Source organism: Vibrio eleionomae, from assembly GCF_009874545.1.
GTDB classification, from domain to species: Bacteria; Pseudomonadota; Gammaproteobacteria; order Enterobacterales; family Vibrionaceae; genus Vibrio; species Vibrio nitrifigilis.
The window spans coordinates 1-24,557 of record NZ_WEKT01000012.1; the positions used below are offsets into that span (position 1 = coordinate 1).

22 protein-coding genes are annotated in these 24,557 nt (G+C 42.4%); 13 read left to right on the plus strand and 9 right to left on the minus strand.

Annotated elements, in window-relative coordinates:
• Positions 1-197 precede the first annotated feature (197 nt).
• Positions 198-1,361, plus strand: a complete 1,164-nt coding sequence (locus tag F9817_RS08805; protein WP_161154598.1) for a pectate lyase family protein — start codon at positions 198-200, stop codon at positions 1,359-1,361.
• Positions 1,362-1,646: 285 nt separating this feature from the next.
• Here the strand turns inward: F9817_RS08805 and F9817_RS08810 are convergent, their stop codons facing one another.
• From F9817_RS08810 to F9817_RS08825, 4 genes are all read right to left on the minus strand, one after another.
• Entirely contained in the window at positions 1,647-3,140 is a 1,494-nt protein-coding gene (locus F9817_RS08810) for a HAMP domain-containing protein (RefSeq protein ID WP_161154599.1), read from the minus strand.
• Between the two features lie 25 nt (positions 3,141-3,165).
• Positions 3,166-3,972, minus strand: coding sequence for a phosphate/phosphite/phosphonate ABC transporter substrate-binding protein (locus F9817_RS08815; RefSeq protein WP_161154600.1), 807 nt, complete (start codon positions 3,970-3,972; stop codon positions 3,166-3,168).
• 165 nt (positions 3,973-4,137) lie between these two features.
• Complete coding sequence (locus tag F9817_RS08820; RefSeq protein WP_161154601.1) at positions 4,138-4,659, minus strand: hypothetical protein; 522 nt, start codon at positions 4,657-4,659, stop codon at positions 4,138-4,140.
• 359 nt (positions 4,660-5,018) lie between these two features.
• Positions 5,019-6,407 carry an ammonium transporter gene (locus F9817_RS08825; protein ID WP_161154602.1) on the minus strand — a complete coding sequence of 463 codons (1,389 nt, stop codon included), beginning with the start codon at positions 6,405-6,407 and terminating at the stop codon, positions 5,019-5,021.
• A 756-nt stretch (positions 6,408-7,163) separates the two neighbouring features.
• Here F9817_RS08825 and F9817_RS08830 point away from each other — a divergent pair.
• From F9817_RS08830 to F9817_RS08840, 3 genes are all read left to right on the plus strand, one after another.
• Positions 7,164-7,982, plus strand: coding sequence for a Cof-type HAD-IIB family hydrolase (locus F9817_RS08830; RefSeq protein WP_161154603.1), 819 nt, complete (start codon positions 7,164-7,166; stop codon positions 7,980-7,982).
• A 710-nt stretch (positions 7,983-8,692) separates the two neighbouring features.
• The gene (locus F9817_RS08835) at positions 8,693-9,190 is read left to right on the plus strand and encodes a phosphatase PAP2 family protein (RefSeq protein WP_230389661.1); all 498 of its coding nucleotides are present in this window, start codon (positions 8,693-8,695) and stop codon (positions 9,188-9,190) included.
• A gap of 91 nt (positions 9,191-9,281) precedes the next feature.
• The gene (locus F9817_RS08840; protein ID WP_161154604.1) at positions 9,282-9,770 is read left to right on the plus strand and encodes an outer membrane beta-barrel protein; all 489 of its coding nucleotides are present in this window, start codon (positions 9,282-9,284) and stop codon (positions 9,768-9,770) included.
• Positions 9,771-9,878: 108 nt separating this feature from the next.
• Here F9817_RS08840 and F9817_RS08845 read toward each other — a convergent pair whose 3' ends face one another.
• Both F9817_RS08845 and eat read right to left on the minus strand, forming a co-directional pair.
• Complete coding sequence (locus F9817_RS08845) at positions 9,879-11,219, minus strand: aspartate aminotransferase family protein (protein ID WP_161154605.1); 1,341 nt, start codon at positions 11,217-11,219, stop codon at positions 9,879-9,881.
• Between the two features lie 120 nt (positions 11,220-11,339).
• The gene (eat, locus tag F9817_RS08850) at positions 11,340-12,707 is read right to left on the minus strand and encodes an ethanolamine permease (RefSeq protein ID WP_161154606.1); all 1,368 of its coding nucleotides are present in this window, start codon (positions 12,705-12,707) and stop codon (positions 11,340-11,342) included.
• Positions 12,708-12,975: 268 nt separating this feature from the next.
• Here eat and F9817_RS08855 point away from each other — a divergent pair, with 268 nt between their 5' ends.
• Complete coding sequence (locus F9817_RS08855; protein ID WP_161154607.1) at positions 12,976-14,028, plus strand: phosphotransferase enzyme family protein; 1,053 nt, start codon at positions 12,976-12,978, stop codon at positions 14,026-14,028.
• Between the two features lie 199 nt (positions 14,029-14,227).
• Complete coding sequence (qhpR, locus tag F9817_RS08860) at positions 14,228-15,286, plus strand: AraC-like transcriptional regulator QhpR (RefSeq protein ID WP_202436404.1); 1,059 nt, start codon at positions 14,228-14,230, stop codon at positions 15,284-15,286.
• A 141-nt stretch (positions 15,287-15,427) separates the two neighbouring features.
• Here the strand turns inward: qhpR and F9817_RS08865 are convergent, their stop codons facing one another.
• Both F9817_RS08865 and map read right to left on the minus strand, forming a co-directional pair.
• Entirely contained in the window at positions 15,428-15,868 is a 441-nt protein-coding gene (locus F9817_RS08865; protein ID WP_161154608.1) for a hypothetical protein, read from the minus strand.
• A 327-nt stretch (positions 15,869-16,195) separates the two neighbouring features.
• The gene (gene map, locus F9817_RS08870; protein ID WP_161154609.1) at positions 16,196-16,993 is read right to left on the minus strand and encodes a type I methionyl aminopeptidase; all 798 of its coding nucleotides are present in this window, start codon (positions 16,991-16,993) and stop codon (positions 16,196-16,198) included.
• Positions 16,994-17,271: 278 nt separating this feature from the next.
• Here map and F9817_RS08875 point away from each other — a divergent pair, with 278 nt between their 5' ends.
• From F9817_RS08875 to F9817_RS08900, 6 genes are all read left to right on the plus strand, one after another.
• Positions 17,272-18,024 carry a ribonuclease T2 family protein gene (locus F9817_RS08875; RefSeq protein WP_161154610.1) on the plus strand — a complete coding sequence of 251 codons (753 nt, stop codon included), beginning with the start codon at positions 17,272-17,274 and terminating at the stop codon, positions 18,022-18,024.
• A gap of 183 nt (positions 18,025-18,207) precedes the next feature.
• Complete coding sequence (locus F9817_RS08880; protein WP_161154611.1) at positions 18,208-18,948, plus strand: SDR family NAD(P)-dependent oxidoreductase; 741 nt, start codon at positions 18,208-18,210, stop codon at positions 18,946-18,948.
• A gap of 37 nt (positions 18,949-18,985) precedes the next feature.
• Positions 18,986-19,177: a DUF1289 domain-containing protein gene (locus tag F9817_RS08885; protein ID WP_161154612.1), complete on the plus strand. Its 192-nt coding sequence runs from the start codon at positions 18,986-18,988 to the stop codon at positions 19,175-19,177.
• A gap of 321 nt (positions 19,178-19,498) precedes the next feature.
• Positions 19,499-20,545, plus strand: coding sequence for a tryptophan--tRNA ligase (trpS, locus tag F9817_RS08890; protein ID WP_161154764.1), 1,047 nt, complete (start codon positions 19,499-19,501; stop codon positions 20,543-20,545).
• A gap of 341 nt (positions 20,546-20,886) precedes the next feature.
• A complete protein-coding gene (locus F9817_RS08895; protein ID WP_161154613.1) occupies positions 20,887-21,840 on the plus strand; it encodes an acyltransferase in 954 nt (317 codons plus the stop codon).
• A gap of 345 nt (positions 21,841-22,185) precedes the next feature.
• Positions 22,186-22,857 carry a MaoC family dehydratase gene (locus F9817_RS08900; RefSeq protein WP_161154614.1) on the plus strand — a complete coding sequence of 224 codons (672 nt, stop codon included), beginning with the start codon at positions 22,186-22,188 and terminating at the stop codon, positions 22,855-22,857.
• An 82-nt stretch (positions 22,858-22,939) separates the two neighbouring features.
• Here the strand turns inward: F9817_RS08900 and F9817_RS08905 are convergent, their stop codons facing one another.
• Entirely contained in the window at positions 22,940-23,764 is an 825-nt protein-coding gene (locus tag F9817_RS08905; RefSeq protein ID WP_161154615.1) for a phosphate ABC transporter substrate-binding protein, read from the minus strand.
• A gap of 227 nt (positions 23,765-23,991) precedes the next feature.
• Between F9817_RS08905 and F9817_RS08910 the strand changes: the two genes are divergently transcribed.
• The gene (locus tag F9817_RS08910; protein WP_161154616.1) at positions 23,992-24,351 is read left to right on the plus strand and encodes a DUF3024 domain-containing protein; all 360 of its coding nucleotides are present in this window, start codon (positions 23,992-23,994) and stop codon (positions 24,349-24,351) included.
• The last annotated feature ends 206 nt before the right edge of the window (positions 24,352-24,557 follow it).

The following is a 24,557-nucleotide window of genomic DNA, read 5'->3' on the forward strand; positions in this document are numbered from 1 at the left end:
AATAAATGTGGCATAGATCTAAATAATAATATATTTAATAGTATATCTATACCATTTATTAATTTGTAGTGATAAAAAGAGTCAATAAAAATTACAAAATATTACAATAGTTGGCTTTGGCTGTTATAGATAGGTTCAAATTACTCATCTGTTCGTATTTATAGTATCTCATGCGTTTTATCACATAGGAAATAACAATGATGTTACCTTCTTTATTCACCAAAAGAGCGGTTGGTTTGGCAATCAGCTCTGTATTCGCTATTGCTCCTGTACATGCAGCATCTTTATATACCAATGAAGCGTTAACTGAAGCAAATATTGGTTATGCTACACAAAATGGCGGCACCACAGGTGGTGCTGAAGCAACAAGTTCTCATATTTATCTTGTTAGCAATATCGACGATTTTAATACTGCACTTGAAGAAGATGACGGCGAAGCGCGAATTATTCAAATCAGTGGCACTATTGATATAAGTGGTGGCGAAGAATACACCAGTGAAAGCGACCAAAAGAAACGGTCACAAATTAAAATTCCATCAGATACCACTATTATTGGTGTTACAAGCGATGCCGGATTCACCAATGGTTCATTGGTGATGTCACATGTAAACAATGTCATTATTCGTAATATTAGTATCGAAACACCGGTTGATGTCGAGCCTCACTTTGAAGAAGGGGACGGTTGGAACGCTGAGTGGGATAGCATGACCATTACCTATTCAAAAAATGTTTGGGTCGACCACGTCTCATTTGATGATGGTTCGTATACTGATGCTGATTATACGGAAGTTGATGGTTATGAATATGTTCGCCATGACGGCATGTTAGACATTAAACACGGTAGTGATTATGTGACTGTGTCATTTTCTGTGTTCCAAAACCATAATAAAACCATGCTAATTGGGCATAGCAAAAGTAATAAATCTGAAGATAGCGGCCACCTTCGAGTGACTCTAGCTGATAACATTTTCAGCAAAATAACACAGCGTACTCCGCGTGTTCGCTATGGTAAAGTTCATGTGTTTAATAACCTATTTGAAGGTGATTATAAAGATGATACTTACCCATATATGTATTCTTTTGGTCTAGGTTACGATGGTTCTATTATTTCTCAATACAATATCTTTGATATCGATAACCTAAAATCAAGCAAACAGTACAAAGTGGTTAAAGTGTATAAAACAAACTCAGAGCTAAGTGAAACAGGTTCTTTATTTAATGATGAATCTTTGGATCTTTCTGATGCTGATATTCCAGCAGAAGCATCTTGGAGTGTTCCATACAGTTATACACTGTATTCAACAACTGGGTTATCAACTTATCTAAAAGCAGCAGCTGGCGCAGGTAATTTGTCTCTTTAATGACCATTAACGTGTGTTGATATATCTTTATTTGAGAGGGCTTTTAAAGCCCTCTTTTTAATAGAAGATACTAAAATGGGTCAGACGTATATACCCAAATGACCTCAAGATGCAGGATTCAGAGTTTCATCAACGAGCCTAGGTCAAGCTCAATCACGGCAGGAATGGTCATTCCCTTTTAACGTGATTGGGCGCAGAAATAGGTTTGTTGATGAGCTCCCGAAGGGCGAGTTTTATTCGCTCCTAGGCTGTGTTACTGATTTTCTACGTAGAATGACTATGTCTTCAAATCAGTGCCTTGCCTAAGAGCGAATACATTCTCGCTGAAACAGCTTGCTCGCGAATACCCAGGCCATTGTCTTTGATTGTCAGGGTTATTTTATGATCGTCATAGTCACCAAGAATTTCAACGCGCTTGTCTTCCTTTTCACTTTGTACACAAGATTGTACGGCATTTTTAATTACTTCTTTGCACAATCGGTCTATTTCGCGCGGAATACCTAAAAAGCGAGGCAGGTTTTGCAGGCCAGGTGAGAGGGTTATTTTAACGGAATTATCTTGATACACTTGGTTGATGGCTCGATCGATGGAAGGAAAGAGTTCCACCGGAATTAAACTTTCTCGTTTTTCATTACGATCAGTTGAATAGTGCTGAAGCGCTTGAACAATATCGTGAATTCTATCAACACAGTGAACGGCATCATGGATACTGTCATGTATGTCTGAATCGATAAAATCAAAATCGTTCATTTTTCGCCATTGATCGATCGCTTGTGAGTCGGATTTATCCAGATGTTCGTTAATTAATTCATCTTGTCTTTTTATCAGTTCTTGATATAGCTCTATGTAGCTTAAACAAACATTGAGGTTGCCACTGATCACGCCTGCAGGATTATTAATTTCATGAGCAAAACCTGAGGCCATGATACCTAGAGACGCAATTTTTTCCGTTTCTACTAATTTAGTTTGGGTTTCTTTTAATGCTTTATTGGTATCGGTTAATCGTGAGTTCACCAGGACTAATTCGGAGGTACGCTTGGCAACCTTATCTTCTAGGCTGTCGTTGATGCTTTCAAGTTGCCTTTGGTAGGTCTGATTTTTCTCTTTGGTTGCTTTGAGTTCTGCAATCATATCGTTAAACGCTTGCGATAAGCTCGATACTTCATCTTTTCCTCTGGTATCTAAATTGATATCGAGATCGCCAGCGGTGACTTGTTTAGCGGCAACATTTAATTGATTAAGCCGCTGCGTCAAAATATAACCGAGAAAATAAGAGAAGATGGCCACCAGAATGATCTCTGAGGTGATAATGATTAAGCTCCAGTGTTTAGCGTTATCTATAGTATGGTTGAGCGCTTTCATGCTAAAACCTATCCAGATAGTACCAAAATGGACGCCGGAAGAGCTTAAAGGGATAGAAACGTCATACACGCCATCTTTCACATCAGTCACACTTTTTTCTAGCATCGATTGACTGAATGTGGCAGGGAAATCCCCCGCGGTAGATAAGACTAAGCCATTTTCATTGAGCACGGCAACGTAGTCAATGCCTTCATTTTGCATTAAGGTTTCGGTGAAATCGTTGAGTGTCGCTAAATCGTAGCTTAATACAGGGTTTTCGATTGCACTACTGTACAAACTTAAGGTAGAAGCGACTCGTTGTTCTAATCCATCGTAGTTTGTAGACGTAAGATATTTGAATGTTAACGTCAATAAGACTGTTAATGAAATCAGCTCAATAAGTGCAATCCCTATGATGGTTTTAAAGCGTAGAGACATCCCAACATATACCTTATATGGCTATTTACTGATAAGTTGCTAGTGCATTGATATTAAGTGCTCTGATAGAATCCCAGTCACTGTCTTTTGCGTTGACTAAGTTAGGGAAACCTAAATTACGAAGTAGAGCACGTCCTTTTTCGGTAGTATTTAAATCAAGTAGTGCCATCTTAATATCATTGACAATTTTAGGATCAATATCACCTCGATAAGCGAATGCATGGGGTGTGTAACCTTTACTTGTCCATAATACTTTTAACTGATTGCGTACCGCTTCCGGCGTATTATTGAAGGTTCGAATCACGCCGCCTCCTGCAATAAAAAATCCTTTTGCAACATTAAGATATACAGAATCGTGCGAGGAAACAAACTGTGCATCAAAATGAATGTTTTCACTGGACAACTCTGCACTAGTCACTAGTGTAGCAGCGAACGCAGCGGGGGATGGGAAGGCAATCGTTTTACCATCTAATTCTTGAATTGATTTGATTGGCGTATCTTTTCGTACCACCAAAATACCTTTTAGCTGTTTATTACCTTGACGCAGCATGGCTTGATAATTAGCTCGATCATGGAATACAACATAGTGGTAAGGGTTCATATAAGCAAAATCATACTCACCATTGGCCAACCTTTGCTCAAACTCAGGGATGTCTTTTGCGGTACGAAATTGCACGTTATACCCTGTTTTTTCAGAAAGATATTTAAGCAGTGGTCCCCAATTTTTTACCAGTTCAATAGCGGATTGTTGTGGCACGATCGCAAATGAAATGTGCTGAGCAGAGACGGGAGTCACGATTAAACAACACACTAACCACCACAATACTTTCATGTTTCATCCTCGATATTATGTTCGCTACTTATATAGATTAGTGCATGTGGCAGTGTTTTTCTTGGTTTGCCAATAAGATAAAGCCAAGTAATGTGGCTGTGCTAACGTTTATTCTCAAAATTCACTTAAAGCGAAAGGACTGTGCTACTTTTTGCGCTGTTAGTACTACTCGTCGGTGCGTTGGAAAATACCATAAGCAATTGTCTGCCACTGTTGGTGTATCAGTTGTTGGTGCCGCCAATGAAAAGTTCGCGGTGTAATTTCTGACAGGCAGATTTGATTGGCAAGGTGCTCTTTATCATAGAAGTCTTCAATAACCTCATTGTTTGCTGCGTAACCGATGCGGGTATGAGTGTCGTTGTTAAGTGGATCGCACCACTGCACATGCCACTGTTCGGTTTCAGGGTTGTAGCTACGTAGCGTTGTTGCTTTATATGAGTGACTGTTTGTTGAGGAGTCTTCATTGATAGTCGGCGTTACTAGCCATACATCTTGAATGGCTTGCCCTTCTAATACCCAAGCAATATCTATCGTTATATTCAAACTCGATGAACCGTCTGTCTCTGAACGTATTTTCCCTTGCCATGAGCCGATAAACTGCCCGTATAGGTGCTTTGCTGCAAGATGAGGTTGGGACGCAATAGGGGAGTAAAGCGCTTTGATCATCGAATTATCGATATCACACATAAGTTAGTCCTTTGGTTTTATATACCCAAGTCACCTTAAGATACTGTTTTAGCGAGAATGTATTCGCGCTTACGCAAGGCACTGATTTGAAGATAGAGTCGTTCAACGCTTAAAATCTATCATTCTATTATCAAGGTAAAAAAACGTATGAAACGTGATATGAAACAGAACTTGGCATGATGAGTGATAGCAAAACTGGCAAAGATTAAGGGAACAAAGCCCCTCGATTTGAATGCAAGCTCAATATCGTGGTGAGTCGATATATAAAAACATCGGCGCTTAGCGCCGATGTTCGAGTGGTAATGCATCTATTTTTATTGTTTTGTTACTGAACGTTGTCAGTGAATTGTTTGGAACACTTATACGTGAATGGTACTGTCTTTAGGATTAACTGCACCACTTGCTGCTTTTTGGCCGCCAGTAGAGCCAGGGTAATCAGTTGAAGCAACACTGACGATGTTGAAATCTGGGTAAGAGTTTGCACCATGTTCCGCAAAATCTAGACCGTTCATTTCTTCTTCTTTAGTAACACGCATTCCGATGGTGAGGTCGATACATTTGAATAGAATCAAACCGGTACCAAATGCCCAAATAAAGCAAGCGATAATACCTATTAATTGCACGCCAACAACTGACCAAGAGAAACCACCCATATCGAAGATACCAGCAGCTAATGTACCCCAAGCACCACACACACCGTGCGCCGAAACCGCACCGACTGGATCGTCAACTTTAATACGATCAAAGAACTGAACAGAAAGGACAACCAATACACCAGCGACAATACCGATAATAACAGCTGACAGTGGTGATACGTTTGCACAACCTGCAGTAATACCTACTAAGCCGGCAAGTGCCCCATTGAGAGTCATACCCACATCACTTTTACCAAATTTCATCCAAGTAAATAGCATGGCTGAAACGGAACCAGCAGCTGCTGCAAGTGTTGTAGTGACAGCGATGGCGGCGATAGATGTGTCCCCAGTTGTGGTTGAGCCAGGGTTAAATCCGTACCAACCGAACCACAGTAAGAAAACGCCAAGTGCGGCTAATGGGATGTTATGACCAGGAATTGGGCGAGGTTTACCATCTTTGGTGTATTTACCAAGACGTGGGCCAACCACAATCGCGCCAGCCAGTGCTAACCAACCGCCAACGGAGTGAACGACTGTAGAGCCGGCGAAATCGATGAAGCCTAGGCCTTCTAACCAACCGCTACCGTGGTATAAGCTACCCCAAGCCCAGCTACCAAAGATAGGATAAATCAGCGCAGAGACAAAAACGGAATAAATAAGGTAAGCGCTAAATTTAGTACGTTCTGCTACAGCACCTGAAATAATAGTGGCTGCTGTTGCACAGAATACAACTTGGAACATCCAAAATGCGAAATTCCATGGTGCGTCATCACCGGTTGCACCGCTGAAGAAAAAATCAGACGTACCGAAGTATCCGTTAGTGGTGCCGAACATTAAGCCGAAACCAATCGCCCAAAACGCTAATGAACCGATACAAAAGTCCATCATGTTTTTCATCATAATGTTCGCTGCATTTTTGGCACGAGTTAGTCCGGTTTCCACCATGGCAAACCCGGCCTGCATTAGGAACACTAGAAATCCAGCTATCAGTGTCCATACAAAGTTCAGGTTGTTCTGCACTGCATCTGCGGTAATTGGATCGTCTGCGGCCATCGCAGCGACTGGCAGACAGAGCAGGCAGCCGACTAACATCCTGTTAAAAACGATTTTCATATTTTATAGCCTCTCTACTGATATATAAAAAGTGTTCGTTCAAATGATAGGTAATTAGCACGCATGCATAGTTGATTCCCAACTTGTGTCAAATAGAAAATAAAAAACAAAATAAATATTTTAAAAATAATTTACATTTTTTAACTTAATGAAAAATAAAAGAATAAAAATTCACCTAGGAATATATTTTTTTGGTGCAATACACCTTTTTATTGGACCAATCTCACTATTTTTTGGGGTGTTATGAATGCAAATGCACAAAATGGGTGCATTTTTGTTCAGTTATGGACGAAATTGGGGAGACACTAAAATAGTGTGATTTTACCGTGGGATAGACCTAGAGAGTGCTTTATCTTGGCGCAGTAGATTGTGCCGTTTGAACAAAAAAGAGTCGAATTAGAGAGATATATAGCACAAGGTGCACGTGAGATAGGCAAACGCCTGATTAAGAGCTAGATCATAGGAATTACAGAAGGTGCGGTTTAGCATTGCGGATCATGATATGCTCTCGTCACGAATAGATGGTTGATGCCATTGCCTTTATCAATTGAGCCTTGGGCGAATACATTCGTTATCGGCTTACGTTACGCACAGAATTTTGCATGAAACTTCCCTGTTTCGGGCAGATCCTTTAATTCTATATGTGACAATTTGATAGTCATCATTGGCATGGTGTAATTTGGTTTTGTAACCGGTTACGTTAAAAGCCACGGACACAGATAATTTAATACCCATCCTAAAGGTAGGAGTGAATACATGACGGTTAAAGCAGTCGCTGTCGATATGGACGGCACGTTTCTCAACCCGAATCAGAGTTACGATAAAGCTAGGTTTAATAATTTATATCAGCAACTTAAATTGCAAAACATCGAATTTATCGTGGCCAGTGGTAATCAATATTACCAGTTGGCTTCACATTTCCCAGACATCGTTGACGACATTTCCTACGTAGCAGAAAACGGGGCGTTACTGTATTTACATGGTCAAGAATTGTTCCATGGTGAGATGAGCCAAGACGTGTTGAACAAGGTTTATGACATTTTAGATGCCGATCCGACCATAGACTATGTTGCTTGTGGACTCAATGGTGCCTATGTGCTGCCACGAGTCAGTAAAGAGTTTGCTGACATTGCTACTCACCATTACGCTCGCCTCGATACCGTAACAGATATCCGTGCTATACAAGACGTGATGTTTAAGTTTTCGATTAAGACAACCGTTGAACATGCTGATGAACTGATTGGTGAACTGAACGGGAAGTTAGGGGACGTTGTACATACAGTCTCTAGTGGGTTTGGCTTTATTGATTTAATTATACCGGGACTACATAAAGCAAATGGCCTAACTAAAGTGCTGAATAAAATGAACATCTCTCCTGAAGAATGCGTCGCGATAGGGGATAGCCTTAACGATAAAGAAATGCTTGAACTGGTGGGGTATTCATTTGCAATGGGAAATGCGGCGGAAAAAGTCAAAGCCGTTGCCAAATACCAGACTCAATCAAACAGTGAAGATGGCGCGCTTAATGTGATCGAAAAAATTGTACATGGTGATGCGCCGTTTAATCGTCAATAAAGTGTTGTCTGCTCTGCTCTTTAGAATTTAAATACGCAGATCTGTCTGCGCCCCAAGTGACCTTAAGATGTCGGTTTAGCGAGAATGTGTTCGCTCTAACTCCTGCATCTTGAGGTCATTTGGGTATTATCCCTCCGCAATAAATATTAAACCCACCATCATTGATATTTCTAATAGCGTGTTTCTATTGGTTGTTGCTTGAAACTGTTATGTGCATCAAGTTTATGAGCTCTTTTTAGAATCTTACCTCTATTTTTCATGCAGAACTGGTCTTCTCAACTATTCTCTTCGAATAAATGCCGTAATTCAGAGGGTTGCCTAAATATTATCGGTAGTTAGTTTAGGCGGATACGCAGGGTCGTATACAAACATTCGAGGTGTTCCCATTAATCAATTCGTTACTCTATCAATTACAGAGGCCTGGAATTGTTGTATTAAGTGTGCACCAGAAATAGCGGCTTTATCGGCAATTTTGTTCCAAAGGATGAAAATACCCATTTAATTATCCAGTTGGGTAATTAAATGGTGTGAGTCATGTTTTTACAATGAGTTTAACTGAATACAAAAAAGCACTTTTATATGAATTCTTCTGTTTGCTTATGGATTGAAATAATGCTGCAGCTAGGTAATACGATGGCATCGGAGTTATGAACTGTATGGTAATTCGTGTGAATGTTAGGTCTACGCTATTAATGATGAGTGGTTGTCTATTGAGTCCACTTACACAGGCGAAAAGTGAAACATTGGAACAAACGGGTGATATTTTGCAGTGGGCCATTCCGGCTGGTGCTGGATTTATCTCCGCAGCTAAGTGGGACGGTGAAGGGTTGGGGCAATTACTGGAAGGGGCACTGTGGACATCGCTTTCAACCCACGTACTCAAAGTAGCCATTAATGCTGAACGTCCGAATGGTCGTGATTATAGTATGCCTTCTGGGCATACATCAGCAGCAGTGCAAGGGGCAGCCTATTTACAATTTCGCTATGGTTGGGAATATGGCGTGCCCGCTTATGCTTTAGCTGGGGTGGTGGGCTACTCTCGTGTTGACAACAAATATCACTATTGGCGTGATGTTGCAGCTGGCGCTGCTCTGGCTACCGCAATCCAGTATGCAATAACGGTTCGTGGCGCAAGTATTGCTAATCTTGCTGTCGCTCCCACGTTTGATGGCGATAGTGTCGGCGTTTTTGCATCGATGAATTTCTGATGTCAATCTCAGTGATAATAAGCATATAGTGGTATAACGTTTTCGTGCAAATGGAAAAACAAAGGCATCGCTTAGGTGTGAAAGGGACAGTATGAAAAAACTTTTGTTAACGACATTAATGGTGGTTGTGTCTGCTCCAGTAATGGCAGATTCATGGATTTACGGTGGTGTTTCTGCTGGTAGCTCTGAATTTAGAGATGATAATTCCATTGCCCACTCATTTTTTGTAGGAACAGGGATCATGCCTTGGGTTGGTCTTGAAGGGGGATACGCTGATTTTGGTAAGTTTGATTTAGGTGGAGGAAAAGTCTGGACTGAATCTGTCTATGGAGCGATTAAACCTAACTTAAATTTCGGACCATTACAGCTTTATGCGAAAGTTGGGTTGAATTCTTGGGTGACTGAAGGGGATGATGATACCAGCTACGACGATGATGATGGTTTAGATGCGATGTGGTCCGTCGGTGTTGATTACACGTTTATGGGCCCGGTAGCTTTAGGGTTGGAATACAGTAACTACACTATTGGAGATCACGATTTGAACACGATTAATGTCACAGCGACTATCTATATGTTCTAAAACCTTTCTATGTTGCTACGCGTGGTCATCTGATCAATATGAATAAGGCGAACCTTTCGATTCGCCTTATTGCGTTTTACATGACATAGACAATCATGAATTGACGACTTAGCTACGTGCTTCTTGTAATGATTCATCCAAGGCGCCCACTAGCCAGTCAATATCTTGTGTTTGGAATGCAAGAGGTGGACGCAATTTCAAGACATTTCCATGAGGACCTGCGACTGAGGTTAATACACCTTTATCACGTAGTCGTTCAATGAGATCGAGTGCCAAGGCTTTATTTGGCGCCTTGCTTTCTTTGTCTGTAACCAACTCAAAACCAATGAATAACCCGGCACCACGTACATCGCCAACGCATTCATAACGATCAATGAGTTTACTTAATTCCGCTTTTAGCTGATTACCTACCGTTAAACTATGTTGTTGCAGTTCTTCAGTGCGAATCACGTCTAACACGGCTTCAGCTGCCGCCATGGCAACCGGGTTACCACCAAAGGTATTAAAGTACGGGATTTGATCGCTAAAGGCGGCTAACACATCGGCTTTAGCAAATAGTCCTGAAACAGGAATACCGTTGCCCATAGGTTTACCTGTGGTCACAACATCCGGCACGATATCATGGCGGGCAAAGCCCCAAAAGGCTTCACCGGTACGAGCAAACCCTGGCTGAACTTCATCAGCAATAAAAATGCCACCATTTTGGTGAACGACATCAATCGCAGGTTTGAGGAAGCCTGGCTCTCCAGGTAACACGCCGTCAGATGAGAAGATAGAATCGGCTAGGAAGCCAGCAAATTTAATTCCGTTGGCTTTCATATCATCGATCTGCATTTGCATTTGCTGTGCAAACCAAGCACCCACATCTTTGCCTGCTAATCGGTAATGATCGGGTGTGGCGATTAAACGTGTTGTCGCAGCCAGCGGTTGACCAGAACCTAATGCTGGTGAGCAACCAGAAGTCAGTTGACTTGTTCCGTGATAGGCTTCTTGAGACACAATGATCCCGGTACCACCGGAATAGGATTGAGCCACACGGATAGCCAAGTCATTCGCTTCGGAACCAGTACACATGTACATGGCTTTGTTTACTGCTTGTGGCATTGTTCCCAAAATGTCTTCGCTGTAATTTAAGATGCGTTCATGCAGGTAGCGGGTATGGGTATTGAGACTACGCATTTGTTGATTAACCGCTTCAATCACCGCTGGGTGACAATGACCAATGCTGGCAACGTTGTTGTACACGTCAAGGTATTTTTTACCGCTGGCATCCCAAAGGTATTGGCCTTCACCTTTTACGAGATGAACTGGGCGACGATAGAATAAGCGGTACGATTCGCCCAATAAACGCTCGCGTTTATCCGTTAAAGCGCGTGTTTCGTTATCAAGTGAGTCCGCGTCTTCGGCGCGAAAACTGTTGGTATCCATGATAGTGGAACGTACGACCATAAGTCCTCCGGTCTTTAAATCAGTCACTGGCGCATTGGGCGTCGTGAGAAGTGGTGCGTAACTCGTGACATTGTCACGGGTTACGCCAGTTAATAAATTATTGAATCAGAGTGTTCATCGTTATTGATTCGCTGCTGCCAGTTCGGCATCAGCCGCATCTTTGCGCTGCGCATGAGTAGTTAGAAAATAGCCGTAGCCAACGGCCATCATGGCGGCAAAAATGATGGCGATAATAGGGTTAAACCATACCATTGCAATCAGACAAACGACTGACAGTGCTAGCGCGATAGCCGGTACAACAGGGTATCCTGGCGCTAGGTAGCTGCGTTTCATGTTCGGTTCTGAGCGGCGAAGTTTGAACAGGCTTAACATACTCATGATGTACATGACGATGGCGCCAAATACGGCCATGGTGATCATCGCTGCGGTTAAACTCATACCTTGTAGGTTAATCACACCATCACTAAAGATGGCGATAATGCCGATAACACCACCGGTGAAAATCGCGCGGTGCGGTGTTTTAAATGCCGACAGTTTGCTTAGACCAGCAGGGAGGTAACCGGCTCGCGACAATGCGAAGAATTGACGTGAATAGCCCAAGATGATGCCATGAAAACTTGCGATTAAACCAAATAAGCCAATCCAAACCAGCATATGTAACCAACGTGAGTTATCGCCTACGACCATCTTCATTGCTTGTGGCAGGGGATCGTTAATGCCTGATAAAGCCTGCCAATCACCCGCACCACCTGCAAAGATCATCACGCCAATGGCGAGAACGACAAGCGTTAAGATACCAGTGATATAGGCAACTGGGATGGTGCGTTTCGGATTTTTCGCTTCTTCAGCGGCCATTGCAGCCCCTTCAATGGCGAGGAAAAACCAAATAGCAAATGGAATCGCAGCGAAAATGCCAGTAATAGCGGCACCACCAAAGTGATCAAATCCAGCCCAGCCTTTTGCTGTGAAGTTTGCCATACTGAAATCTGGAGCCACGACACCCATAAAAATCAGCAGCTCTATGACGGCGAGCACTGTCACACATAGCTCAAATGTGGCAGCCAGTTTAACGCCCAAACAATTGAGCGCCATAAATACAACGTAGGCTCCGACAGCGGCAAGTTTTGGATCTAAGTTAGGATATTGAACGTTGAGGTAAGCACCAATTGCCATCGCAATCGCAGGCGGTGCAAAGACAAATTCGATTAGAGTAGCAAGTCCTGCAATCAATCCTCCGGTGTCGCCAAAGGCGCGGCGACTATAGGCAAAAGGCCCACCCGCTTGAGGTATCGCTGCTGTTAATTCGGTAAAACTGAAGATAAAGCAGGTGTACATTGTAGCAACGATAGCGGTCGTAATTAAAAAGCCAAGTGTGCCTGCGACACCCCAGCCATAACTCCAGCCAAAGTATTCACCGGAAATCACTAAGCCAACGGCAATGGCCCAGAGATGAATTGTCCCTAATGTGGGTTTGAGTTTTTCTGTCATTGCGAGTCTCCATTTCGTGTTGAGTGCTGCGTATGGTGATAACCTCTCCATCGGTTACCTACGTCAGCGTAATGACCTTTTCATCTTGCTTAGCCAGACAGAAAAAAACTTGACCTGAAAAGAACCATTCGTTCATTTCAGGTCAACTTTGTTACTCAGTTGACTTGAAGTGTTCACGAATCAGATTTATTGGTTATTTCAAGTCAAGCCAAGTGAAGGTGGTTCGCTTCATGCTAATGATGAATCAATAAATGAGGGATGATTAGCCATGTTGACGGAACAAAAATCACCGCTAAAACCACACGAAATAAATGAAGCTGAGCAATACGATACCTTGACTGATGAGCAAGTGATTGCTTTGGCACAGATTGTTATCAATCGCTATGGACCAGACCAGCAGGGAGAGATTTCTTTGTTGTGTCGATCTGAAAATGCGACGTTAAAAGTACAAACGGATACAACCCAATACGCACTGCGTATTCACCGCCCCAATTATCACGATAAACAAGATATCCGAAGTGAACTTCATTGGCTTAATGCGCTACAAGAGTGCGGTATGGTGGTGCCTAATGCGGTCGCAGATGCCAACGGTATTTTGGTGCAAGAAGTACAAGTTGATACCAATGAAACCCGTTATGCGGTGTTATTTGAGTGGATTGCTGGCGAAGAGCCGACCACCGATGTTGATCCCAAAGCGTTCGAGGAATTAGGACGAATCATGGCCCGCTTGCATCGTCAGGCCATTCATTGGCAGCGACCCACTGAGTTTAAGCGTATTGTTTGGGATCATGAATCGATGGTGGGGAACAGAGGCCACTGGGGGCGATGGGATGCCGTTGAAGGTTTAACGGCTCAGGACATTCCGATCGTTAATCGAGTTTTGGAGGATGTGGCGCAAAAACTGAAATTTTACGGTAAGGCACCTGATCGTTACGGTTTAATTCACGCTGATTTACGTTTAACCAATCTTTTACTTCACCCAGACGGCACGCGTGTGATCGATTTTGACGATTGTGGCCTTGGTTGGTTTATGCATGATGCGGCAGCGACTGTCAGCTTTTTTGAGCATCACCCAAATATGGCTCAATGGATGGATGCTTGGTTAACGGGTTATCAATCGATACGTCCGTTAACCACCCATGATATCAATATTTTGCCGGTCATGATTATTCAGCGCCGTATTCAATTAATGGCTTGGGTAGGTTCGCATCAACAAACAGACATGGCTCAGAGTTTAGGAAGTCACTGGGTGCGTGAAACCATACGTTTGTGTGAGGAATATTTGGCCGACCAAACACAGTTATTGCGTAAAGCTGGGTAAGCAATCGAATCGACTGAACCAATGGGGCTGAAAGAGGAATAACATGAACAATGGGTGTGCATGTTATTCCCATTTATAGGGAAGTCGGTAAATAATCGCGCAGACGTATTTTTCTAACTCTTTGAATATATGAAAATTTCATGGTGGCGTGTTTCTTGCAATGCACCAATAATGTGCCACAAAGAGCTGAGAAAGCGTCATGGAACCATTAAGCATTACGTCTAATCACGTTGTTGATGCTATGCATCTGGGAGCCAAAGCAAACCAAGGTGTTTTGGCTGCCGCAGCAACGGGTCTTGAATCCTTCATTTTACAAAATGGGGGAGATATCGATACGATATTGGGACGTAGTGGGGTTAATCCAGAAATTCTGCAGCAACCCACATCCAGTTTAAGGCTCGCCAATTATTGCCAAGTGTTGGAGCAAGCGGCTCAACAAACAGGTTTTGAACACTTTGGTTTATATTACGGCAAGCAGTTTATGCCACAACAGCTCGGATTAATCGGTTATATTGGCTTATGTTCTGCAACCGTTGAAGAAGCGCTGAAAAACCTTACTCGGGCGTTTCATTGGCATCAACACGACACATTTACTCAACTGGTAGATTTAAAAGATGCGTGGCGTTTTGATTATCAAATCCGTCATGGCGCGATATTAACGCGACGTCAAGATGCGGAACTAACCATGGGTATGGTATTGAATTTGGTACGTCAGGGAGCGGGTGCTATCTGGGCGCCAAGAGAAGTACATTTTGAACACCCATCACCCGGTAATTGGCACGAGCACTGTAAAGTATTTGATGCACCTGTTTATTTTAATCAACCATTTAACTCAATAATCATTCCAAAGTCTGTGTTACAGCGACCGATGCCCAATCATGACCCTTTGTTGTTGCAATTAATGCTTGAAGCACTTAAAAAATTAAACGTTAGTGAGCCACAGCAGAGTGTGGTGGAGCAAGTCAAATCAACCATTCAACTGAGCCTACCCAGCGGTGAGCCTGAAATGGAGCAAGTCGCGGACCAAATGGGCTATTCACGTTTGACGCTGCAACGCCGTCTAAAACAAGAGGGGGTGACCTTTCGTCAGTTGTTAGAATCGGTGCGCTGTGAAATGGCAACCAGTTATTTGCAACAACCAAAATTGTCGATCACTGAAATGGGACTGTTACTTGGTTATTCGGAAACGAGTGCGTTCTCGCGAGCTTTCCGCCGCTGGTTTGGTGTGAGTCCAAGCCAATACCGTAAAGGCGATTGAGTTACGTTATACCTAAATGACGTCGATTATCGTTCAACTCTCATTTTTGACATCCGTATATTTTGAACGGGGTAGCTTTATCGATGTTATGAGTTGGGGGAGTGGACGTGGGGATAAAAGAGGTGAGCAAGTCACCTCTTTCTATTTTTCCATTACTTGGATTTGAGCCGCAGGTTGATTTTTGCGGGTGATCCATTTACTCGTTACGAAATCAAAAAATTGGTAAGTGGCGACACCTTTCCCTTCTTTTTCATTGAGCGTCAAGCTGATTAGCTTAAAGATGCACGGGTCTGCAGGGCCGATACCATCTTGTAACTTTCTATGGCTGTTATCGTAAAAATAGCCATTACCAGCCATACGCAGCGTTTGCGTATTCTCGAATGACTCTTCACACTGATTGCCTTTGAAATAGGCTTTACACAAACATTCGTTTGCTCCTTTTGTCGTGACAATGGCGGTGCCATGTACAACGAATTCATCGGCAATCAAAAATAAGTAGCAAATCGGATCGTCAATCGCTACATCTAAAGGAGCGATGCAATAGCGCTCGAAGTTTATATTATCTGGAATGTTTACATTCATGAATCTAAGCCTTAATTACCCACCAATGTTAAACAGAGCTGTGCGTAGATGTCTTCGCATCATTGATACATTTCGTAACTGCTTAATATCTGACTGTCATCATAGCGGTCCAGAAAAATTGTTCAGTATCATCTTGGTATCAAATTAATGATACTGCGTATTATAAACGTGGTTTGAGCGTTCAGAGGATGGAACGATGGTCAAATTAGTGTTTTTGTGACATTGTCACTATTTTACGAGGGCTACATTACTCGGGTTATGAGACGATCGTTAACGTATAAACCTGTATTTCTGAGTGCGAACGGTGTGTTATTTAGATTAGAGGTATCAGTAAGTGAAAGTTCGCCAATCTTGCGGCTCTTCTTTACGGAGTGTTAGTACTTCAGCCCCGCTCGCAGTCACTAATATAGTATGTTCAAATTGAGCGGATAGTGAATCATCACAGGTGACCACCGTCCAACCATCTTTTAGGGTGATGACACGGTTTGTTCCCAAATTAACCACGGGTTCAATGGTAAATGTCATCCCTTCTTGGAGAACCAACCCGGTGTGAGGTAATCCGTAATGCAATATTTGTGGTGCTTCGTGCAGTACACGTCCAATGCCGTGGCCACAAAATTCACGCACCACACTGCAATTGTTTGCTTCGACAAAGGTTTGGATGGCATGGCCAATATTCCCTAACTGATTACCAGGGCGTACTTGCTTAATCCCTTCCCACATTGCCTGATAGGCAATATCAGTCAGGCGGCGAGCATCCTCTTTAGCATCAGGGAAAACATAGGTTTTATTGGAATCAACGATAAAGCCGTTTTTCTCTAAGGTAATATCGATATTAACAATGTCGCTACTGAGGATATTGCGCTCTTCGTCTGGCATGCCGTGACAAGCCACATTATTGGGCGATACATTGATAGCAAACGGATAACCATAAGCTCCAAGACTGGCAGGGCGAGCGCTCAACTCATGACAAATATACTGTTCGACTCGTTGATTAATCTCTAAAGTGTTGGCGCCAATGACCATCCATTGATCGAGTTGGGCAAAAACATTAGCCAATAACCGGCCTGATTCACGCATATGTTGAATCTCGTAACCGGTTTTGATAGAGACTTCTGGCCTCACAGGATTGTCCTTATAAATCGTATTGCTATACGTATGTATGATAATGTTTTGTTACTACAGTTTGTGAGTATAAAGTGGGACTTAACAACAAAACAATTATTATTCTTCCATATTATGACTGGCTATCAGACTCATAATGAGAACGTTAACTTGCACTACAAAATTGTTTGGCTTAAGAAAAGTTTAGGTCTAAGTTGGTAATTTGTGTAGGAAATTCTAATAAACGCAATGAACGCGGCTGCAACCCATGATGGTATTGTGTTTATGGTAGGTATCAAATGATGCGATTAATTAATATTTTTAGTAAAGGCACTTTGGTCTTAATCAGTGGTGTATTGACCAGTTTAAATGTTTGGGCGCAAGACAGTTGCCAGTTGGCAAATAATTATGATTCTTACGTACTCGCCATGAGTTGGCAGCCTGGCTTTTGTGAACATGTCTCTTACCAAGGGGTAAAGCAGGAGTGTGACCATCTTAATCAAGGTGATATTACCGTTAATCACCTCACGATTCACGGGTTATGGCCAAACAAACAAGCATGTGGCATTCATTATGGCAACTGCTCTGATTCACCTTTAAATTTGAAATCTGACACGGTCAAAGCGATCGCCCCTTGGATGCCGAATTTTTACTATTCAACGTCGTTTGGTACCCATGAATGGAATAAACATGGCTCTTGTCAGAGTTTGGATGATGATGATTACTTCCTGTTAGCAAAACAGCTGGTAGAAAAATTCGATGCTAGTCATTTAGGGGACTATTTACGTACGCATCTTGGGCAGAATGTCCAAACAAAACAAATGCGTACAGCATTAGATGCAACACTGGGTCGCCGTGTGGTGAGTCGTATGCGTTTATCGTGCAGTAAACAAGGTGCGCAACGTTATTTAACCGAAATACGGGTTCAGTTACCCAAGGTACTGAATACCCGCGGTTCGCTTGATGACTTAGTGCAAGGCGCCACTCAAGCCACTCGCTTTGCTGGAAATTGCGGAAATCATTTTTACATAGAAGATTCAGGGCGTGAATAACATTAAAATTGCAAAGTTATATTCAAATGTATCGATGCTAATTCTCTGATATGGTGACTTTTTAACAATTTGTAACCATACCTCAGCGATCCCAAAATGCTTGACCTGCACTGGTTGAGAAAACTCTGAACCCTGTATTTTGAGATCATAGGAGTATGAATTATCTAATACAGAGAGAGTTGAATGAAAACAGCGTTAGTGACAGGGGGATCGAAAGGGATCGGGTTGCAGCTTGTACTGCGTTGGCTCGAAAAAGGCTATCAAGTGATTACTTGTTCCCGAGATAGCCGCACATGGCAGAAAGAAGTACGCGCCAATTCAGATTTAAGTCGAGTCGATTATACTGAACTGGATATTAGTGATGACACGCAGCTTATCGCATGGTTTAAAACAATTGAGGAACGCTATGGCGCGTTAGATGTGGCGGTGAATAATGCATCACCCATCTTGTCGTCCAATGGCGATTACCGCCATGTGGAATTAAGGGCATTAAAAGAGACATTGGATTTGGATTTTTGGGCACAAGCGATGTGTTTGAAATACGAATTGAACTTGATGTCAGCGGGAGCCAGCTTAGTCAATATGAGTTCCGTTAATGGATTGAGACCGACACCCAATGCATCAATGTACAGTGCGACGAAGCATGCAATTGAAGGATTAACCCGATCTTTAGCGCTCGAAAACATCAGTAGGGGCGTACGGATTAACGCTGTCGCTCCTGGAGTAACATGGACATCTCGCTGGGAACTGAAAAAGGGCGCGAATCCTAACATTCGTCAAGATGTAGAAAAAGAAGTGCCACTTAAGAGGTTTGCTCAACCTAAAGAAGTCGTGGATGCGATAGAGTTTTTACTTTCTCCGCAAGCGAGTTATATCGTTGGTCACACCTTGGTAGTTGATGGTGGCTTATCATTAGCAGGGTAGTCTCTTTAATCCTGCTGTCGTAAGGAAGTGAATTTGTATGAAAGACTCTCAATCTAACGTAAAGTCACCTTGTATTAGACGCTGTTGTCTTGATGAGCATGATGTCTGTGTTGGTTGTTTTCGTACATTGAATGAAATATTGGCCTGGAATGAAGCGAACGCTCAAGAGCGCCAAGATATTTTGCAATGTTGCGCGCAGCGGGCGAAAAATAGGCCCCATTTTTCTTAGTTTGCCCCATTTTTCTAATTTCATAGATATATATCAGTTCGGTCATTTGTGTATAGCTTAAGATTATTAGCTGGTGGTTTTTCATAATTAACTATCATAACTAATTCGATGATTTTTCGTTGTGAGATAAAAAACTATCTGATACTTTGACAAGCATGAATACGAATATTATATCCTCACTATTAACCAATCTTTCTTGGTGGCGCTCTTAAATAGAGCGACGCTAAACGCCTGTGTTTATACGTCGCCGGAAGGTAACGTATAAACTAACATTTCTCTACGATATCTCCGGCGATCCCAATTTGGAGATGAATTATGGAAATGACAACTGCACACAAAACCTCGACTCAGCCGATAAGTCACACCGCAGTGAAAACCACTATTTTAACCGGTGATAGAGCGACAGGACCTTTGCACTTAGGCCACTATGTGGGTTCCTTAAAACAGCGAGTCGAGCTTCAATATACCCATGACCAAACGGTGTTAGTGGCCGACATGCAGGGCTTGACGGATAATGCTAACGATCCTAAAAAGGTCTCAGCGAATATTTTAAATGTGGTCGCGGATTATTTGGCTGTGGGTATTGATCCTGAGTTGACCACCATCTGTTTACAATCACAGTTACCCGCATTAGCGGAGTTGACCATGTATTACAGTAATGTGGTCAGTGTTGCGAGACTGGAGCGCAATCCTACGGTCAAAACGGAAATTCAAAGCAAAGGGTTTGGTCGATCTATCCCAACCGGATTTTTAACCTACCCCATTTCTCAAGCTGCGGATATTACCGCGTTTAGAGCCACCTGTGTTCCGGTGGGAGATGATCAACTGCCCATGTTGGAACAAACTAATGAAATCGTACGTAAGATCAACAACCTGGCGGGTAAAGAGATTTTGGTTGAGTGCGAGGCGATGTTAAGTAATGCGTCACGTCTACCCAGTACTGATGGCAAAAATAAAATGTCTAAATCGATGGGGAACGCGATTAACCTTGGCGCGAGTGAAAAAGAGATACGTCAAGCTGTCAAATCGATGTATACCGATCCTAATCACTTACGAATTGAAGATCCCGGTCAAATTGAAGGGAATATCGTGTTTACCTATCTTGATGCTTTTCATCCTGACCAAGCTTTAGTGGCAAGCCTTAAAGAGCATTATCAAGCGGGAGGATTGGGTGATGGGCAAACCAAAAAAGTGCTTGAAGCGTGTTTGCTTGATATGTTGTCGCCAATTCGCCAGCGTCGTGAACGTTATTTAGCGGATAAAGGTGAACTCATTGCTGTATTGCGCCGCGGCAGTGAAAAAGCACGCGAACGAACCCAAAAAGTCCTATTTGATGTGCGTGATGTGTTTGGTTTGAATTTATTTTGATAAAGCCACATACCCTAAGTAAGAAGTGAAACTTGCTTTTGTTCGTTGATAAAGCTTTAAATCTGCCATTTGGAGATCATTTAGTGATATTTAGGACAATTTTTACAATCAACCATTATGTCAGGCTAGTGAGGGGCATTGAGCATGATTGCGTAGATTGTGTCCGAGCAAAGTGCGGCTAAAATAATATTAAAATCAGTAATGTTTGGCTGTTGTTAAATATTTTATTTGTATCTATCGCTGCGTGAGTTGTTAAACTGTGCGGTAATGGCGCTCAATAAGTCGATTGTTTAGACTCTCATCACTCATTTCACCATGATGTTTCTATGGTCTGGAGGCGTATGAGACTCTATACACTCGATAGTTTAAAAGCAGTGGCGGCATTTTCCGTCGTCACTTTACATGTGGGGCTGTTTGATGAATTCAGTCAGTTTTATGCGGAAATTATCCGCTTGTCAGGACGTTGGGCGGTGCCATTCTTCTTTATGGTGACTGGCTATTTTATTGGCATTAAAAACGCCGAAAGTCAGTTGTCTCATTCGGTGCTGAAAATAGCCAAAGTATTTGTTGTCTCCTCGTTACTCTATCTTCCTTATTATTTTATTCACCATGATTATAGTGTGAAACAAGTGGGTGAAAGGGTACTGTCTGATACCATAATTATTTCCGGAATGTCCTTTCATCTTTGGTACTTATCATCGCTCATCTTTGGCTTACTGACGTTTAAATTATTGCATCAAAAGTTATCCCAACGTGGCTTGTTGATGATCAGTATTGCGATTGTTCTGTGCTACTTTACCGTGGATCTGCTGCCAGATCTGACGGATAACGACAATTGGGTGCGTCACTTTATATCGGTCCCATGTATTGTATTTGGCTATCTCGTCAGCAAAATTGATCAGGAAAGAATCAACCTGCGCCTGTGTGGCATCGTGCTATTAGTGAGTGTTGTGGGTATATATCTGTTGCCTTATGCACTGGATGGGGAGGGGACTCGGTCTGTCATTCAGCGCCAGTTCCCACTGTTTGTTATTCCCTTCTGTTTGGCCCTGCTGCTCATTGCCGTGCGGCTCAATGTGAATAACAATGCGTTAGCGCATATTGGTAAAGATTACTCTTTAGTGATCTATACATGCCATCCTTTATTGATGGCACTTTTGAAGTATCAACTGTTACCTTCTGATTGGCAACCTGACTGGTTAATTGCCATTTTAACTTTTGCTTTAGCGGTTAGCTTTGCTATCGCGTTAAAAAAAGTCTGTTTACCTGCTTATCGATTGCTAAATGGTCAATAAGGTGGGTCTAATGATTCTGAACAAACGTTTCGAATACGTGAGTCTTATTCATTGTTCGAAATGTTGGTTTTAGAATAAAACCACTAATGAATCATGGGTATTGATAATATTTGACACAATTCTCACTTTAACTTCGCCTTTTGCTAATTTATTAAGAAATAAAGTGTGTATTGGCTCTAATTCTTCAAAGCCTAATAAAATAATGTTTTATTTATAATGTATTGATTTTTATGTATAAAATAGTGTTCAGAATACGCCTGTACGCCCGAAAGTATTTGCGCTATAGCGTGAACTACTTCAAAATTAGGATGTTAGTATTTCTTCCTAGTTGAGAATGAGGTTTTGATGAAAGTCGCGGATCTTTTGAAGCATCGTGCTGAAAATCTAGTGAAGCACACTGAATTCAAGCAATGGATGTCCCCAACAGTTCGTGAGTACTGGGGTGAGTTTTTAAATAAGGCGAATAATCGTCAACTGTTTTCGTGGGTGCGTGATTTTAAACAATCTGCCAACGAAGATGTTGTTGCGCCAGACCCAATTGTACTGAAACCTGAAGCTCAAGAACTCTATGATGAGTTATCAGCTCAAATTGGGGAAGTCATCCATACTGGTGAATGGATGACGATTGATCAGGAAAGAATCAATCAATTTGCACAAGTTACGGAAGACCTGCAGTGGATACACACTGATCCGGAAAAAGCAGCAGAGCAGTCTCCTTTTAAGACCACTATTGCTCATGGGTTTTTAACATTAGCAATGTTGCCTAAGCTAACGGACAGTGTCGACCCTGAGAATCCTTTGTTTCCTACGGCCAAGATGGTTGTGAATATCGGATTGAATTCGGTGAGATTTCCATACCCAATTAAATCGGGCAGTCGCATCCGAGCAGTGAGCACTTTATCTAAAGTCACGCCTGTTCGAAAAGGATTGGAAATAGAAAGAGAAATTAAAGTTGAGATTGACGGTATTCGTCGTCCTGGCTGCGTTGTCATGTCTGTGATTCAGCTGCATTTTTAATCACTCTCTATCTGCTTCAAACACATCATATAAAAAGAGCGCTTCACAATATGAGCGCTCTTTTTTGTTTGTATGGCACGGGTTACTCTTGTTTCGGCGCTGGGATATAACCATATTGCGCGATGGTTTTTTGCGCGTCACTAGAGGATAGATACTGCAGAAATTCATTAGTGGCCACCGTATCTTTATTTGGGTAATGCAGGATAAGAAATGGGCGAGCTAATGGATATTGATTAGCGGCAATGGCGATGGGAGTCGGCTGCTCTCCATTAATACTGATTGGTTGAATAGAATCATCAATAGAGCCTGTTGAAATAAACCCGATTGCTTGCGGGTTGTGGGAAACTAAGGTTTTCACCATACCATTACTGTTAACCACCAGAGCTCGGTTGTCGATAGTGGAAACCATGTGCTCATTAATGATTTTTGTGAGTCCCAATAGTGTTTCAAAACTGTATCGTGTTCCTGATGCCACTTCGCGAGTAACAAGAGCGATTTGCTTATCTTGTCCACCAAGCTCCTTCCAGTTGGTGATTTCGCCTTGATAAATACGATAGAGATCGTCTTTTTTAATGTCTTTAATCGGGTTTTCTATGTTCACGACCACTGCAATACCATCGAGTGCGAGCGTGTAGACAGTTAATCCTGCATCTTGTTCGCTTTCAGTCAAATAACGAGAACTCATCGCTAGTTGAGATACTCCCATTTTTAGTAGTTGTATACCGGCGGTGGAATCTACACCATGCACGGCAATAAATGTGCTGGGGTGTTGTTTGTTAAAATGCTCCGCGAGCACATCCATCAACCTTGCTACAGACGTTGAGCCAGACACGTTAATTTCGTTCGCGGTTGCAATAGAGGGGGCGCTAACGAGTACCAGACAGCAGGCGATAATGAACTTCAACATAAATGAACTCCAACACAGTAATAGAGATTTCGCTATCGGTAGAATCTGAGATAACGATGAGTATGTTATCGATTAATCATAGCTGCTAACTGAAATGAAATCCTCATACCATGCGGGTATAAGTCGAAGACGCAATATCAATCTATTAATTTGTAACAGATGTCGTTGATTAAAATGTCCTTTATGACGATACTGCTTATTTAGTGCATAACGAAAGAGGTTGAATCATGGCGGTCGTGGACCTAATACAACGTCAGATTGAACGGCGAGCTGAATTGGTGTGCCAGAACCGAAATCAGAGCTTGCCTATTGAAATGGGTAAGTCGGGTTTTGAGTCGATAGAGCAGGGGGTTCACTTTGTTCAACATCACTACAAGCTGGATTCGACTCGTTGTGATTACAGTTCTCTTGTTGCTAAATTGGTTTGGCAACAAACAGATAATCAGTGGGCCTTGTATGTTGCCGATAACGACGATGATGCGGGCAGTGTACAGTGGCGCCCATACCCCTATTTATCCAAAAGCAGTGATTTAACGGCGCTGATTCGCGAAGTGGAGAAAGACCCCAAATCCATTTTCTGGAGTTAGTATACCCAAGTAACCTCAAGATGCTGTTTCAGCGAGAGTGGTTTCGTTCTTAGGCAAGACGCTGATTTGAAGACATAGTCATTCTACGTTGAAAACTATATCGTCGCTCAACAGCCAATGACACACATACGTTAATGCGCATTGGCTTGTTATTTTCCTTTCGATATCGTTACTCATTCTATAAGTCAACGCTCTTAGCTGACTCA

Coding starts and splice junctions, on each gene's coding strand:
- F9817_RS08855 (WP_161154607.1), top strand. CDS start 12,976: ATGTTGACGGAACAAAAATCACCGCTAAAACCACACGAAATAAATGAA.
- F9817_RS08875 (WP_161154610.1), top strand. CDS start 17,272: ATGATGCGATTAATTAATATTTTTAGTAAAGGCACTTTGGTCTTAATC.
- F9817_RS08910 (WP_161154616.1), top strand. CDS start 23,992: ATGGCGGTCGTGGACCTAATACAACGTCAGATTGAACGGCGAGCTGAA.
- qhpR (WP_202436404.1), top strand. CDS start 14,228: ATGGAACCATTAAGCATTACGTCTAATCACGTTGTTGATGCTATGCAT.
- F9817_RS08895 (WP_161154613.1), top strand. CDS start 20,887: ATGAGACTCTATACACTCGATAGTTTAAAAGCAGTGGCGGCATTTTCC.
- trpS (WP_161154764.1), top strand. CDS start 19,499: ATGACAACTGCACACAAAACCTCGACTCAGCCGATAAGTCACACCGCA.
- F9817_RS08885 (WP_161154612.1), top strand. CDS start 18,986: ATGAAAGACTCTCAATCTAACGTAAAGTCACCTTGTATTAGACGCTGT.
- F9817_RS08825 (WP_161154602.1), bottom strand. CDS start 6,407: ATGAAAATCGTTTTTAACAGGATGTTAGTCGGCTGCCTGCTCTGTCTG.
- F9817_RS08815 (WP_161154600.1), bottom strand. CDS start 3,972: ATGAAAGTATTGTGGTGGTTAGTGTGTTGTTTAATCGTGACTCCCGTC.
- F9817_RS08900 (WP_161154614.1), top strand. CDS start 22,186: ATGAAAGTCGCGGATCTTTTGAAGCATCGTGCTGAAAATCTAGTGAAG.
- F9817_RS08880 (WP_161154611.1), top strand. CDS start 18,208: ATGAAAACAGCGTTAGTGACAGGGGGATCGAAAGGGATCGGGTTGCAG.
- F9817_RS08865 (WP_161154608.1), bottom strand. CDS start 15,868: ATGAATGTAAACATTCCAGATAATATAAACTTCGAGCGCTATTGCATC.
- F9817_RS08820 (WP_161154601.1), bottom strand. CDS start 4,659: ATGTGTGATATCGATAATTCGATGATCAAAGCGCTTTACTCCCCTATT.
- F9817_RS08845 (WP_161154605.1), bottom strand. CDS start 11,219: ATGGTCGTACGTTCCACTATCATGGATACCAACAGTTTTCGCGCCGAA.
- F9817_RS08805 (WP_161154598.1), top strand. CDS start 198: ATGATGTTACCTTCTTTATTCACCAAAAGAGCGGTTGGTTTGGCAATC.
- F9817_RS08810 (WP_161154599.1), bottom strand. CDS start 3,140: ATGTCTCTACGCTTTAAAACCATCATAGGGATTGCACTTATTGAGCTG.
- F9817_RS08905 (WP_161154615.1), bottom strand. CDS start 23,764: ATGTTGAAGTTCATTATCGCCTGCTGTCTGGTACTCGTTAGCGCCCCC.
- eat (WP_161154606.1), bottom strand. CDS start 12,707: ATGACAGAAAAACTCAAACCCACATTAGGGACAATTCATCTCTGGGCC.
- F9817_RS08830 (WP_161154603.1), top strand. CDS start 7,164: ATGACGGTTAAAGCAGTCGCTGTCGATATGGACGGCACGTTTCTCAAC.
- F9817_RS08840 (WP_161154604.1), top strand. CDS start 9,282: ATGAAAAAACTTTTGTTAACGACATTAATGGTGGTTGTGTCTGCTCCA.